This is a genomic window from Streptomyces sp. NPDC031479, assembly GCF_055581065.1.
The window spans coordinates 199,491-213,486 of the sequence record NZ_JBVIKC010000010.1; the positions used below are offsets into that span (position 1 = coordinate 199,491).

At 74.3% G+C, this 13,996-nt stretch carries 10 protein-coding genes and 2 pseudogenes; 9 read left to right on the plus strand and 3 right to left on the minus strand.

The window, feature by feature from the left end:
- Positions 1 to 73: 73 nt before the first annotated feature.
- Positions 74 to 1,276 (plus strand): glycine C-acetyltransferase, encoded by a 1,203-nt coding sequence (locus ACZ5D2_RS14570; RefSeq protein WP_356210122.1) that lies wholly within the window; start codon positions 74 to 76, stop codon positions 1,274 to 1,276.
- 12 nt (positions 1,277 to 1,288) lie between these two features.
- On the plus strand, positions 1,289 to 2,203 hold the full coding sequence (locus ACZ5D2_RS14575; protein WP_468929302.1) for a LysR family transcriptional regulator: 915 nt from the start codon (positions 1,289 to 1,291) through the stop codon (positions 2,201 to 2,203).
- Between the two features lie 914 nt (positions 2,204 to 3,117).
- Here the strand turns inward: ACZ5D2_RS14575 and ACZ5D2_RS14580 are convergent.
- On the minus strand, positions 3,118 to 3,897 hold the full coding sequence (locus tag ACZ5D2_RS14580) for a DeoR/GlpR family DNA-binding transcription regulator (RefSeq protein ID WP_468929305.1): 780 nt from the start codon (positions 3,895 to 3,897) through the stop codon (positions 3,118 to 3,120).
- Positions 3,898 to 4,040: 143 nt separating this feature from the next.
- Between ACZ5D2_RS14580 and ACZ5D2_RS14585 the strand changes: the two genes are divergently transcribed.
- The 7 genes from ACZ5D2_RS14585 (at position 4,041) to ACZ5D2_RS14615 (ending at position 13,524) form a co-directional block, all read left to right on the plus strand.
- Positions 4,041 to 4,946 carry an SIS domain-containing protein gene (locus ACZ5D2_RS14585; RefSeq protein WP_371680100.1) on the plus strand — a complete coding sequence of 302 codons (906 nt, stop codon included), beginning with the start codon at positions 4,041 to 4,043 and terminating at the stop codon, positions 4,944 to 4,946.
- Complete coding sequence (locus ACZ5D2_RS14590; RefSeq protein ID WP_371680101.1) at positions 4,943 to 5,788, plus strand: class II fructose-bisphosphate aldolase; 846 nt, start codon at positions 4,943 to 4,945, stop codon at positions 5,786 to 5,788. Before ACZ5D2_RS14585 ends, ACZ5D2_RS14590 begins: the two co-directional genes overlap by 4 nt.
- 450 nt (positions 5,789 to 6,238) lie before the next feature.
- A complete protein-coding gene (locus ACZ5D2_RS14595) occupies positions 6,239 to 7,009 on the plus strand; it encodes an alcohol dehydrogenase catalytic domain-containing protein (RefSeq protein ID WP_468929321.1) in 771 nt (256 codons plus the stop codon).
- Positions 7,010 to 7,237: 228 nt separating this feature from the next.
- Positions 7,238 to 8,317, plus strand: a complete 1,080-nt coding sequence (locus ACZ5D2_RS14600; RefSeq protein WP_468929308.1) for a hypothetical protein — start codon at positions 7,238 to 7,240, stop codon at positions 8,315 to 8,317.
- 101 nt (positions 8,318 to 8,418) lie between these two features.
- Positions 8,419 to 10,221 (plus strand): Ig-like domain-containing protein, encoded by a 1,803-nt coding sequence (locus ACZ5D2_RS14605; RefSeq protein ID WP_371681369.1) that lies wholly within the window; start codon positions 8,419 to 8,421, stop codon positions 10,219 to 10,221.
- A gap of 232 nt (positions 10,222 to 10,453) precedes the next feature.
- A complete protein-coding gene (locus tag ACZ5D2_RS14610) occupies positions 10,454 to 12,181 on the plus strand; it encodes a serine/threonine-protein kinase (RefSeq protein ID WP_468929312.1) in 1,728 nt (575 codons plus the stop codon).
- 152 nt (positions 12,182 to 12,333) lie between these two features.
- Complete coding sequence (locus ACZ5D2_RS14615; RefSeq protein WP_371680105.1) at positions 12,334 to 13,524, plus strand: acyl-CoA dehydrogenase family protein; 1,191 nt, start codon at positions 12,334 to 12,336, stop codon at positions 13,522 to 13,524.
- Positions 13,525 to 13,586: 62 nt separating this feature from the next.
- On the opposite strand, the pseudogene ACZ5D2_RS14620 reads toward ACZ5D2_RS14615, so the two are convergent.
- Positions 13,587 to 13,796 (minus strand): annotated as a pseudogene (locus ACZ5D2_RS14620) (IS5/IS1182 family transposase); the annotation flags it as partial.
- A gap of 13 nt (positions 13,797 to 13,809) precedes the next feature.
- A pseudogene (locus ACZ5D2_RS14625) lies at positions 13,810 to 13,996 on the minus strand (IS110 family transposase); the annotation flags it as partial.

Below are 13,996 nucleotides of genomic sequence, written 5' to 3' on the forward strand. Positions count from 1 at the left end.
CGTCCGTCCGCCCGCCCCGGCTCCGCTCCCGCCGGGCGGCGCCCGGCACACCGCACAAGGAGACACCGAAGTCATGTTCGAGTCCGTCCGCGAAGACCTCCGCACCACCCTCGACGAGATCCGCGCAGCGGGCCTGCACAAGCCCGAGCGCGTCATCGGCACCCCGCAGAACGCCGCCGTCGCCGTCACCGCGGGCGGCGCCCCCGGCGAGGTCCTCAACTTCTGCGCCAACAACTACCTCGGGCTGGCCGACCACCCCGAGGTCGTCACCGCCGCGAAGGAGGCCCTGGACCGCTGGGGCTACGGCATGGCCTCCGTCCGCTTCATCTGCGGCACCCAGGAGGTGCACAAGGAGCTGGAGGCGCGGCTCTCGTCCTTCCTGGGCCAGGAGGACACGATCCTCTACTCCTCCTGCTTCGACGCCAACGGCGGCGTCTTCGAGACCCTGCTCGGCGCCGAGGACGCGGTGATCTCCGACGCCCTCAACCACGCCTCGATCATCGACGGCATCCGCCTCTCCAAGGCCCGCCGCTACCGCTACGCGAACCGCGACCTGGCGGAGCTCGAAGCCCGGCTCAAGGACGCTCAGGACGCCCGCCGCCGCCTGATCGTCACCGACGGCGTGTTCTCCATGGACGGCTACGTAGCCCCCCTCGCCGAGATCTGCGACCTCGCCGACCGCTACGACGCCATGGTCATGGTCGACGACTCGCACGCCGTCGGCTTCGTCGGCCCCGGCGGCCGCGGCACCCCCGAACTGCACGGGGTCATGGACCGCGTCGACATCATCACCGGCACCCTCGGCAAGGCCCTGGGCGGCGCCTCCGGCGGCTACGTCGCGGCCCGCACCGAGATCGTCGAGCTGCTGCGCCAGCGCTCGCGCCCGTACCTCTTCTCCAACTCCCTCGCCCCGGTCATCGCGGCCGCCTCCCTCAAGGTCCTCGACCTGCTGGAGTCCGCCGGCGACCTGCGCGAGCGCCTCGCGGCCAACACCGCCCTCTTCCGCGCGAAGATGACCGAGGCGGGCTTCGAGATCCTGCCCGGCGACCACGCCATCGCCCCCGTCATGATCGGCGACGCCGCCGAGGCCGCGAAGATGGCCGAGCTGCTGCTGGAGCGCGGCGTGTACGTGATCGGCTTCTCCTACCCGGTCGTGCCGATGGGCGCCGCGCGCATCCGCGTCCAGCTTTCGGCGGCCCACTCCACGGCCGACGTGGAGCGCGCGGTGGCCGCCTTCGTCGACGCCCGCGCGGCGCTCCGCACGTCCGCCGGCTGAGACAATGGAGGGGTGATCGACCCCCGCCGGCTGCGCATCCTGCGGGCCGTGGCGGACCACCGTACGGTGACCGCCGCGGCCGCAGCCCTGTACCTCACCCCCTCCGCCGTGTCCCAGCAGCTCGCCGCGCTGGAGCAGGAGACCGGACACGCGCTGCTGACCCGCAGCGGCCGGGGCGTACGGCTCACCGCGGCCGGGGAGATCCTGCTGGGCCACACCCACGAGGTCATGGCCCAGTTGGAGCGCGCCGAAGCCGAACTCGCCGCCTACGCGGGCGGATCGGCGGGCGAGGTCACGGTCGCCGCCTTCGCGACCGGCATCGCCGAGGTACTGGCGCCGGCCATATCCCGGCTGGCGCTGGAACACCCGGGCATCCGCCTGCGGGTCCGGGACGCGGAGGGCGACCAGAGCCTGCCCATGCTGCTCGACGGGGAGGCCGACGTGGCCCTGGCCGTCGAGTACCGCGGCGGTCCGGGCGCCGACGACGCCCGCCTGTCGGTGCTCCCGCTCTACGCGGAACCCTTCGACGCCGTCCTGCCCTCGGGGCACCCGCTCGCCGACCTCCCCGCCGTGGCGCTGGCGGACCTCTCCGACGCGGAGTGGGTGGGTCAGTACCCCGGCAACCCCTGCCACGACGTGACCCTGCTGGCCTGCGAACTGGCGGGCTTCCAGCCCCGTTTCGCGCACTCCTCCGACGACTTCCGGGCCGTGACGGCCCTGGTGGGCGCAGGGGCCGGGGTGGCCCTGGTGCCGCGTTCGGCGCTGCGCGGCATGGACCTCAAGGAGGTCCGCGTCCGCCCGGTGACGGGCCCGGCCGCCACCCGCCGCGTCTTCGCCGCCACCCGCCGCGGCGCCGAGTCCCACCCCCTGATCGCCCCGGTCCTGGCGGCCCTGTCCCGCGAGGCGGAACGGGTCCCGGCGCACTGAGGCGGCGAGGCGCGGGGCCGGGGCGCCGGGGCGCCGAGGGGGCGGGGCGGCGGGGCGTGAGTGTGACGTGTGGTCGGGGTCGGGGCGGGCGGGACACCGGTGGGGCGGGCTCGGGGAGGGCCTGGGGGCAGAGGATGCAGGGACGGCCCCGTCAGAGAAGCGGCGAGGAGTCTCCGCCCGGCAGGCCTCCCCGAACGGTGACCGGACCGTCCTCCCGCGCCCCCGGGCGCATCGGATCGCTACGCGCCCGATCGCTACGCACTTCTCCCGGCATGGCGTGTGCCGGCACGGCGTGTGCCGGCATGGTGTCCGGCAGCCGTCTTGGGCCGCTCACACGCCTCCAGATCTGCCCTTCCCGCCCTCGACGGGCGCTTGAAGGCAGTCACAGGGCGATACGGGCGCCTTGCCGGACTCTGACGACACCCTCCTCGTCCTCTCGCTCCTACAGGGAGCCATATGACGCCCGCCGGGCCACCCAATGGGGACAAACTGCCCGCAATCGCGTGATCGAGAGAGACAGACGGCCTTGGGCGGCTTATGTCCGGCCACGGACGGCCGCCGGACGCTGTGCCGGGAGAAGCGCGTAGCGATCTGGTGCGCCAGGGTTGCCCCGGGGGCGCCCGGGGACGGTGCGGTCACTGATTCGCGGATGGAGCGGGATTGCCCGCCGCTTCTCCGACGGGGCCGCCCCTGCATCCTCTGCCCCTGACCGTTCCTCTGGGGGCTTCCCGACAGTCTTTGGCATTCCGGGACGGGACGGCCTGTCAAGGGTGGCCGAAGGCCATCGCGAAGCGACGCGACCGAAGGGAGCGCCCTTGACAGGCCGGCACGGCACGGAAGGACAGTGGACTGGCGGGAAGCCCCCAGGCCCTCCCCGAGCCCGCCCCACCGGTGTCCCGCCCGCCCCGCCCCCCTCACACCCGGACCACCTCCACCCCCGCCGTCGTGAAGCCCGTCGCGACTTCCGGGAGGAGGCCCGTGTCCGTCACCAGGACGTCCACCTGCGAGGTGGCGCAGATGCGGGCGAAGGCGCGGACGCCGAGCTTGCTGGAGTCCGCGGCGATGACGACCCGGCGGGCGCGTTCGCACAGGAGGCGGTTCATCGCCGCCTCGTCCTCGTGCCGGGTCGCCGCGCCGTCCGCCGGGTCGAAGGCGTCCACGCCTAGGACGGCGGTGTCCATCGTGAGCTGGCCGAGGACCTGCTGCGCCAGCGGGCCCGTCAGCTCGTACGACTGGGGGCGGGCCACCCCGCCCGTCAGGACGATCTTGAACTGGGGGCGGATCACCAGCTCGCCCGCGATGTTCAGGGCGTTGGTCACCACCGTCAGCGCGGGCGAGCCCGTGGCCAGGTCCGCGCGGGCCGCCAGGGCGCGGGCCACCTCCGTGGTCGTGGTGCCTCCTGTGAGGCCGACGACCTCGCCCGGTGCGATCAGCGCCGCCACGGCCTCGCTGATCCGCAGCTTCTCCGCGGCCCGCCGGGACGTGCGGTAGCGCAGGGGCAGTTCGTACGAGACCCCCTGCGGGACCGCCCCGCCGCGCGTGCGGACCAGCAGCTGCTGCTCGGCGAGCTGGTCGAGGTCGCGGCGGATCGTCGCGGCGGACACGCCGAGTGCCTCGGCGGCCGGCTCCACCTCCAGCCCGCCCCGTTCCACCAGCAGATCCAGCAGCGTCTGCCAGCGTTCCTTGCGGGTCATGGCGCCCCTCCCGTGCGTTCCCCGGGACTCGCTCCGGCCCCGCCGTCGAGATTAACCCAGGCCGCCACCCCGTAGATGCTTGAAGTTGCGCGAAATGGCCCGCTACCTTGCAGGAACACGCACCCAATGCGCAGGGAGCCCGCATGAGTCACGTCGCGTACGAGTTGGCCACGCAGCCCGAAAGCTGGGAACGGGCCGCTGAACTGGCCCCGGCCCACCGGGCGGTGCTGCCGAGGCCGGGGGAGCGTACCGCGATCGTCGGGTGCGGCACCTCGTACTTCATGGCCCAGGCCGCAGCCGCCCTGCGCGAGGACGCCGGACAGGGCGAGACCGACGCCTTCCCCGCCTCGGAGTTCCCCCATCACCGCCGCTACGACCGGGTCGTGGCGCTCACCCGGTCCGGGACCACCACCGAGGTCCTCGACCTGCTGGCCGGCCTGCGGGAGGCCGGGGTCGCGACCACCGCCGTCATCGGCGACCCCGACACGCCGGTGACGACCCTGGCGCACGACCTCGTCGTGCTGGACTTCGCCGACGAACGTTCCGTCGTCCAGACCCGGTTCGCCACCACCGCCCTCACCCTGCTGCGCGCCCACGTCGGCGCGCACACCCCGGCCGTGGTCGCCGACGCCCGCGTCGCGCTCGCCGAACCGCTGCCCGCGGGGCTGGAGGGCCGGGGCCAGTTCACCTTCCTCGGCCGGGGCTGGAGCGTCGGTCTGGCCAACGAGGCTGCCCTCAAGATGCGCGAGGCCTCCCTGTCCTGGGCGGAGGCCTACCCGGCGATGGAGTACCGGCACGGCCCGGTCAGCGTCACCGGGCCCGGCTCCGTGACCTGGTCGCTGGGCGGGACCCCCGACGGGATCGCCGAGCAGGTCCTCGGTACCGGCGCCGCATGGATCGACGGAGCGCTCGACCCGCTCGCCGAACTGGTGCGCGTACACCGGCTGGCCGTCGCCGTGGCCGCCCACCGGCAGCTGGACCCGGACGCGCCCCGCAACCTCACCCGCTCGGTCATCCTCACCGCCACCGGAGAGGGGGCGGTCCGATGACCCTCGCCCCCGCCGGACACCTCGTCGCCGAAGCGGCCGGGGCCGGCCGCGCCATCGCGGCCTTCAACATCATCACGCTGGAGCACGCCGAGGCCGTGGTCGAGGGCGCCGAGCGCACCGGCCTGCCCGTCATCCTGCAACTCAGCGAGAACGCGGTGAAGTTCCGCGACGGAGCCCTGCTGCCCATCGCCCGTGCCGCCGCCGCGTGTGCCGAGGCCGCCGGGGTGCCCGTCGGGCTCCACCTCGACCACGTCAAGAGCCCGGACCTGCTGCGGCAGGCCGTGGACGCCGGCTTCGGATCGGTGATGTACGACGCCGCGCACCTGCCCTACGCCGAGAACCTGGAGGCCACCCGCTCCGCCGCCGACTGGGCCCACGCCAACGGCCTGTGGATCGAGGCCGAGCTGGGCGAGGTCGGCGGCAAGAACGGCGCCGCCCCCCTGGACCCGCACGCGCCGGGCGCCCGTACCGACCCGGACGAGGCGCGCCGGTTCGTCGCCGACTCCGGGGTGGACGCCCTGGCCGTGGCCATCGGCAGCAGCCACGCCATGACCAGCCGGACCGCGGTCCTCGACCACGCCCTGCTGGCGCGGCTCGCCAAGACGGTGGACGTCCCGCTCGTCCTGCACGGCTCCTCCGGCCTCCCCGACGCGGAGCTCGCGGCCGCCGTCGCCGGCGGGATCCGCAAGGTCAACATCGGCACTGCCCTCAACGTGGCCATGACCGAGGCCATCCGCGCCCACCTCACCCCGGCGGACCCCCGCCCCTACCTCGCGGCGGCCCGGACGGCGATGGCGGCGACGGCCGCCGCCATGATCGGCGCCCTGGACCGTCGCCCCTGAGCCGACGGCCAGGGGAGGGCGGATACCGGATCGCCGGATCCCGGATCCCGGAAGGACGCGGCGGGCGGGCGGCCCGGACATCCCACTCAGCGGGAGGGCCGGGCCGCCGCCATTGCAGCTCGGGCCCTACCGGGGCCGGGAGATGGAGGTGGCCGTCGCCTCCGCGGTCTCCCCGACCGGCGCCGTCCTCGCCGGACGTCACGGGGCCGGCGTGCTCTCGCTCGCCGCCGCCGATCCGGCCGGATTCGCCACGCTCGACACCAACTGGGCGGCCCACGAACGGGCCTGCGCCGAAGCGGGGCGCCGCGCGGACCGGCGGAGCTGGCGGCTGCTCACCCCCGTCCATCCGGCCGAGACCCGTGAAGCAGCCCTGCAGCAGGCGGAGTTCGGCGTACTCGACCTCGTCGCGTACATCGAGGCCCTCGGCGGTGTCCGGCTGCCGGGCAGGCGCTGGTGGCCACCGAGGCCTGCGGCGTCTGCGGTTCCGGCCTCAGCGCGGTCGCCCACACCGCCGAGTTCCTCCGGGCCTCCCTGGACAGCGGCACCACCGGCTTCCTCTTCGACCCGGCCCGTCCCCTGGTCATGGGCCACGAGTTCTCCGGCCGGGTCCTCGCCTACGGCCCCGGCGCGAGCGGTCCCGCCCCCGGCACCGGGGTGGTCGCCCTGCCCTGGGCACTCGACGCCGGCGGGGTCGTCCGTACCGTCGGCTACGGCAACGCCTTCCCCGGGGGTTTCGGCGAACGGATCGTCGTCCAGGCGCAGGCCCTGCTCCCGGTGCCGGACTCCCTGGACCTGGCCCTGGCCGCCCTCACCGAGCCGCTGGCCGTCGGCTTCGGGAACATCGCCCGTACGGAGGCGGGGCCCGGCACCCCCGCGGTGGTCGTCGGCTGCGGGACCGACGGGCTGGGCGCCGTCGCGGCCCTGCTGGAGCGCGGCGCCGGCCCCGTCGTGGCCTCCGACCCGTCGGCGCTGCGGCGCGCGGCCGCGGCCCGGATCGGCGGGGCTTCGGCGGACTCGACGCGGCCTTCGCCTCCCTGCGGCGCCCGGAGCGCACATCAAGGTGCTGATCCGCCCCGGGCTGCCGGGCACGGGCCTCGTGCCGCCCCGCGTCTGAAGCGCCCCTGCTCCGGAGGGGCCGGACGCGCCACCCCCAGCCTACTCGCCAGTACCGCATCTGCCAGGAAAAAGCGAGGATCCGGCCTTACTTGCTTCCTTATTTGACTGCTACATTCCGCAAGTGCATCGCGCTCCGGACGGGCGGTGGGCCGGCCATGATCTGGCCTGCCCCGCCCTGCCGCAGGTGCGCGACACCGGTCCACACGCCGCCGCTCCGCCGTGCCGACCACCCGATCACACCCTCCCAGCGCCGAACCGGACCCCGTCCGGGGAACGGTGCTGCTCGCGCGCGGCCCCCGGCCGCCCGAACCTCCTCTCCGAAAGGGAGAAACCGTGCGAAAGTTCCTTCTGCGACGCCCTGTCGCGGGCAAGGCGCTGATCGTGGCCGCCCTGCTGGCCCTGGCGGTCCCCGGCACCGCCTACGCCAATACGGTCGGCGTGACGGTGAAGACACCCGGCGCCACGTCAGGCCCGGCCGCCGCCTTCTCCGAGATCACCACCGACGCCGCGTGCGCGAGCGGCCTGGTCTCCGGCGGCGGCGTCAACCAGGCCATCGGCACCGGGTCGTCCTCCAACGGCAACAAGATCAACGGCACTTCGCCGAGCCCCGACGGAAGCGCCGAGTACACCGGCTCCACGGGCGTGGTGGGCACCGACGTGACCCACTGGCTCGGCATCGGCGGCAGCGGCGGCGCGGTCAACGCCTCCTTCTCCAGCACCCCGTACGCCATGTGCTTCAGCAGCAGCCTGATCAACCACACCCAGGTGGTGATGAACAAGCTGGCGGGCCCCACCACCAGCTCGACCGTCGGGCTCGTCACCGCGACCTGCCCGGCCAACACCCGCCTGCTCGGCGGCGGAGCCCGCATCACCCCCGCCGTCATCGGCAGCCTCAAGCCCATCGCCAGTTTCCCCACCTTCAACAACTCCGCCCACGGCTACGGTCAGAAGGCCGCGGCCGACGGTGAGACCAACCCCGACTCCTGGAGCGCCGTCGGCTGGAACGGCGGCGGTGGCAACACCGACAACACCACGTACGCGTACGCCATCTGCAGCGGCAACAACATCAACATCAGTGGCGCGACCGTGAAGGTCCGCCACAGCGAGGTGAGCGGCCCCACCGCCGCGACCGCGGGCCAGACCGTGACGGTCGGCTGCGGAGGCGGGGACGGAAAGCTGATCGGCGGCGGCGCCGCGATCAGCGGAGGCAGCGTCACGACCACGAACTTCACCGGGCCCGGTTCCCAGGGCGACCACCTGAACGGCAGCTACCCCAGCGACTCCGGCGGCAACCCGGTCGCGGACGGGACCACCACGGCCTCGTACTGGTCGGCGACCACCCACACGGGGGGAGTCAGCTCCCCGAGCACCTACTCCGACGCCTGGGCGCTGTGCGCCGACGACGGCGTCTGATCCACCCGCAGCACGGTTGCCGCAGCCGGGGCCACGGTCGCGCCCCGGCTGCGGCGCCGCACGTCCCATCCCGAGTACCGTCGTCTGGAACCGAGTTGAGCATGTACCGATCGAAGATCCTGAAGGTGGCCGGAGCCGCCGGCCTGCTGGCCGCCGCGATGGCGCCCCTGCCCGCGACGGCCGAGCCGACGGCGCCGGGCGCCGTCACCCCCTGCGGCGCGGGCGGCGCCTTCACCGCCGCGTCGCCCACCTGCACCTACACCGCCGTCGGCACGGACACCTTCACCGTCCCGGCCGGGGTGACCGCGGTGACGGTCGACCTCTTCGGTGCCGAGGGCGGCAGCGCCGCCGGCTTCGTCCTCCCCAGCCCCCCGAACGGCGGGGCACCCGGCGGACTGGGCGGCGAGACCCGCGCCGAACTGCCGGTCGTGGCGGGCCAGTCCCTCCAGATCACCGTCGGCGGAGTCGGAAGTTCCGGCACCTCCCGGCACGGCGAGTTCGCCCGCCCCGGCGGCACAGGCCACGGCTCCGGCGGCGGCGGCGCCCACGGCGGCGGCGGTTCCGGCGGCGGCGCCAGCGACCTGCGTACGGGGGCCTTCGGCCCCGCCGACCGGATCCTGGTGGCGGGCGGCGGCGGTGGCGCGGGCAACGGCGGGCCGCTGCTGCACGGCGGCGACGGCGGCGGGCCCGAAGGGGAGCCCGGCGGCCAGGGCGGCGGCCCCGACGGGTCCGGCCTCGCGGGCGGCGGCGGAACCCAGTCCGCCCACGGGGTGGGCGGAAGCCGTAACTCCGCGGTCGGGGCCCCGGGCGCCGCGGGCAGCGACATCGACCAGTACACCAGCCGGCCCAACCCCGGAAGCGGTGGCTCCGGCGGCAACGGCGGAGGCGGCGGCAACGGCGGCGGTGGAGGTGGCGGCGGCTACTTCGCCGGTGGCGGCGGCTCAGGCGGCGGCAGGCCCGGGGAACTCTACGGAGCCGGCGGCGGCGGGGGCAGCGGCTTCGCGGCCCCGACGGCCATCGGCGCCACCCTCACCGGGGGCGTCAACCACGGCAACGGCAAGGCGGTCGTCTCCTTCCGGTACGGAACCTCGGTCACGGTGACCGCGGACACGGCGACCCCGCTGTTCGGGCGGCCGGTCACCCTCACCGCGACCGTCGACCCGGCCGACCCGGACGCCGGAACCCCCGGCGGGGAGGTCACGTTCTTCGACGGGCCGACCCCGCTGGGCACCGCCAGGCTCGACGGCGGTCGCGCGAGCATCCGTACCGGCACCCTCCAGCCCTCCGCGCACGCCATCACCGCACGCTACGGCGGCGACGCGGCCTTCACCCCGGGCGCGACGGCGGCGCCCACCGGGGTCACCGTCGGTTTCACCGGACCCTGCCTCACCACCGCGCACGCCGGCCCGCTGACCGTGGCCCCGGGCGAAGCCCTGTGCATCGCGGCCGGCGGCAGCCAGACCGGCCCGCTGACCGTACGCCCCGGCGGTGCGCTGGCCGCTTCGGACGCGACGATCACCGGACCGGTGTCGGCCCAGGGCGCCACCGCCTTCACCCTCTGCCGGTCCGCGCTCACCGGCCCGGTCTCCGTGGAGGGGACCACCGGGCTGGTGCTCATCGGTTCCGACCGTGAGGCGACGGCCTGCGCCGGCAACACCGTCCGGGGTCCGCTGACCCTCGACGCGAACACCGGCGGCCTCGAAGCCTCGGCCGACACGGTCACCGGACCGGTCCGGATCACCGGCAACAGCGGCCCGGGCCTGGCGTCCGTGGACCCCGCGCCCGCCTTCCGGTCCAACCGCGTCACCGGCCCGCTGCGTTGCGAGGGCAACGCGCCGGACCTCCTCCAGTCGCGGAACAGCGTCACCGGCCCGCGCACCGGGCAGTGCCGCCGGGACGGCTAGGGGGTGTCTGGAGTCGGCAGGGGCGGCCCGGCCGTCGGCACCGGGGCGCGGAACCTCCCCGCGCCCCGGCCGGCCAGGTCGTCGGTGCCCGGCCACGAGGCGAAGCGGAGGCGCAACCGGCTTGGGCCGCGGGATGGGTGGCAGCCGCCCGGTCCGTCCGTGGACGGTGCATCTACGCTTGTGCCCCGTCAGAGAGTCGAGACGGGCGACCGGTCGTGGAACGGAGCATGTGGTGCCAGCGGGCCAAGCGGAGGATGCGAACGACGGGGACCTGATCGGAAAGGTGCTCGGGGGACGCTACCGGGTGACCTCCGTGGTCGGCCGAGGCGGCATGGGCGTGGTCGCCCGGGCCGTCGACGAACTGCTCGCCCGCGAGGTCGCCGTCAAGGTCCTGCGGGCCTACACCGACTCCAGCGACGCCGAACTGGCCGACCTGCGCACCCGGATGGAGCGCGAGGCGCAGGCCGCCGCCCGTATCCGGCACGCCGGCGTCGTCACCGTGCACGACGTGACGCATGAGCAGGGGCTGCCCGTCATCGTCATGGAACTCGTCGACGGGCCCTCGCTCGACGAGGTGGTCACGCGGCGCGGCGCGCTCGACCCGCACGAGGCCGCCGCGATCGGTGCCAAGCTGATGGACGCGCTCGACGCCGCGCACCGCGCGGGCGTCCTGCACCGGGACGTGAAGCCGGGCAACGTGCTGCTGGAGCGCGGCGGCCGGGTCGTCCTCACGGACTTCGGCATCGCCACCATGGAGTCCTCCGGTGACGACGCCGTGGCGAAGCTGACCCGCAGCGGCGAGCTGGTCGGCTCGCTCGACTACCTGCCGCCGGAGCGCGCGCAGGGCAGGGAACCGGGCCCGGCCTCCGACATATGGTCGCTCGGGATGACCCTGTACGCGGCGGTGGAGGGCGTCTCGCCGTTCCGCCGCACCTCGGTGTGGTCCACGCTGGCCGCGATCGTCGGCGACCCGCTGCCCGAGCCCCGGCGTGCGGGGCCGCTCACCCCGGTGCTGCGGGCGCTGATGGAGAAGGAGCCGGAGCACCGTCCCACCGCCGACCAGGCGCGCGCGATGCTGGAACAGGTGGCGGCGGGCGGTGGCGCGGCGCCCGCGCAGGCTCCCGCCTCGGTCCCGCCGACCCCCGGCGCGCAGTCGGAGTTCGGGCCGGCTCCGGCGCCGGCCCCGGCGCCCGCCCCCGCGCCCGTTCCCGGCTTCGGGCCCCCGCCCCCGGCCGGTTTCGACGCCGACGGCGTATCGTTTCCGCACCCCTACGCCCCCACCCCCCAGCCCGGCTTCCCGCCGCAGGGACCGCCGCAGGGACCGCCGCAGGGACCCCCGCCCGGTCAGCCGTCCACGGTCAGCCATTCCGGCTCGGCGGCCGTGGACCGGGCGCGGCGCCGCAGCCGCGCCGCGATGGCCGTGGCGGTCGTCGCCGTACTCGCCGCCGGCGGCGTCACCTACGCCGTGACCTCGGGCGACGGCGACGACCGGGCGCAGGCGGCGGCTCCCACCCCGGCGCCCGGCGGCTCCCCGGTCGCCGGCGGGCAGTCGGGCGCGCCGACCCCGGCCCCGTCGCCCTCCGGCTCCGGGCCCACGGCGAAGCCGTCCGCGAGCGCCTCGAAGAAGGCCGGCACGCCGTCGCCCTCCGCGAAGGGCTCCTCGCCCGCCCCCGCCAAACCGAGCCCCGTACCGACGGGCTGCGCCGGCTGGACGCACAAGGACCCGGCGCCGGGCACCTACGGCTACATCTCCGGCGACCACCACCTGCTGGCCGCGCCGTACCAGCAGTGCTCGCAGGGCAGCCTGGTCAAGGACGGCACGAAGCTCTGGTACCAGTGCTACATCGTCAACTCGTACGGCAACCAGTGGACGTTCGTGCGCGTGGACGGCACGAACGCCACGGGATGGCTGTACAACCGCGACCTCAAGGGGCAGAAGGGCTCGTCCCCCGCCTGTTAGCCGCTGCGGGCCGGGGAGTTCCGTACCGGACTTCCCGGCCCGCCCGCACTCCTGACGGTCCATCACCACCCCTTCCGGATTACTGCAACGGGTTCTACCCTGGCCGCCGCCACCACACCGACCGGCTGGACCGCGAGACTCCCGGAGGGGCCATGCACCTCGAATACACGCCTGAGCAGCAGCAGTTGCGCACCGAGCTGCGTGCCTACTTCGCCGAGCTCGTGCCGCAGGACGTCTACGCCCGCTACGAGGACCCGGCCGCGCAGAAGCGCTTCTACCGGGAGACCATCCGCCGTCTCGGCGCCGACGGGTGGCTCGGCGTCGGCTGGCCGAAGGAGTACGGCGGGCGCGGCATGTCGCCCATGGACCAGTTCATCTTCTTCGACGAGGCCGCGCAGGCCGTCGTCCCGCTGCCGCTGATGGCGCTGAACACCGTCGGCCCCACCCTCATGCAGTTCGGGACCGACGAGCAGAAGGCGTACTTCCTCCCCCGGATCCTCGCCGGGGAGATCGACTTCGCCATCGGCTACAGCGAGCCCGACGCGGGCACCGACCTCGCCGCCCTCAAGTGCAAGGCCGTCCGCGAGGGCGACGAGGAGACCGGCACCTACGTGGTGAACGGCCAGAAGATCTGGACCACCAACGGCGACACCGCCGACTGGGTCTGGCTCGCCGTCCGCACCGACCCGGAGGCCCCCGCGCACAAGGGCATCACGATGCTCCTCGTGCCGACCTCCGACCCCGGCTACTCCTGCACCCTCATCAACACCCTGGCCTCGCACGACACCACCGCCAGCCACTACGAGGACATCCGCGTCCCCGCGAACCGCCGCGTGGGCCAGGAGAACAAGGGCTGGCGGCTGATCACCAACCAGCTCAACCACGAACGCGTCACCCTCGCCGCCCATGGCACCATGGCCATCCGCGCCCTGCACGACGTCCAGCGCTGGGCCGCCGCGACCAAGCTGGCCGACGGCCGTCGCGTCATCGACCTGACCTGGGTCCGCGGCCGGCTCGCCCGCACCCACGCCCGCCTCGACGCGATGAAACTGCTCAACTGGCAGATGGTGAACGCGGTCCAGTCCGGCACCCTCACCCCGCAGGACGCCTCCGCCGTCAAGGTCTACGGCTCCGAGGCGCGCCGGGACGCGTACGCCTGGCTGATGGAGGTGGTCGGTGCGGCCGGCTCCCTCAAGGACGGCTCCGCGGGGGCGGTCCTGCACGGGGAACTGGAGCGCGGCTACCGCAGCGCGGTGATCTTCACCTTCGGCGGAGGGAACAACGAGATCCAGCGCGAGATCATCGCGTGGATCGGCCTGGGCATGCCCCGCGTCCGCCGCTGACCCCGTGCGACTACCGCCGATAGATGACACATACCGACGATGACTGTCACCATGATCGCTTGGGAGTTCGTGCGCTCCACCACCCAACGGCCTGCGGTCTGGATCGGAGTTTTCGCGCCGTGTGGGGCGATGCGGGCCTCGATCCCGCGGGCGGCCAGGTCGTCGTGGAGCATGCGGTATCCGTATCCGTATCCGTATCCGGCGTCCAGGGCCAGGCTCGGGCGCGCCGGCAGCGGTCCAAGGGCCGACTCCAGTGCGATGCCCCTATGGATGTCCCTATGGATGTCAAGCGGCGATCGCGGCGGGTCCTGTCTGGTCAGCCGGAGGGTTCGCTGGGACGAGAAGTCGGTAGATCTCTCGTGCGACGTAGCGTTTGCGGCAGCGGATGATCTCGCGGCGTGTCTTGCCCTCGGTCAGACGTCGTTGCAGGTAGTCGCGTGTGCGGTCGTCCCAGCGCAGACGGCTGAGGACG

Coding starts and splice junctions, on each gene's coding strand:
- ACZ5D2_RS14570 (WP_356210122.1), top strand. CDS start 74: ATGTTCGAGTCCGTCCGCGAAGACCTCCGCACCACCCTCGACGAGATC.
- ACZ5D2_RS14580 (WP_468929305.1), bottom strand. CDS start 3,897: ATGACCCGCAAGGAACGCTGGCAGACGCTGCTGGATCTGCTGGTGGAA.
- ACZ5D2_RS14585 (WP_371680100.1), top strand. CDS start 4,041: ATGAGTCACGTCGCGTACGAGTTGGCCACGCAGCCCGAAAGCTGGGAA.
- ACZ5D2_RS14590 (WP_371680101.1), top strand. CDS start 4,943: ATGACCCTCGCCCCCGCCGGACACCTCGTCGCCGAAGCGGCCGGGGCC.
- ACZ5D2_RS14605 (WP_371681369.1), top strand. CDS start 8,419: ATGTACCGATCGAAGATCCTGAAGGTGGCCGGAGCCGCCGGCCTGCTG.
- ACZ5D2_RS14615 (WP_371680105.1), top strand. CDS start 12,334: ATGCACCTCGAATACACGCCTGAGCAGCAGCAGTTGCGCACCGAGCTG.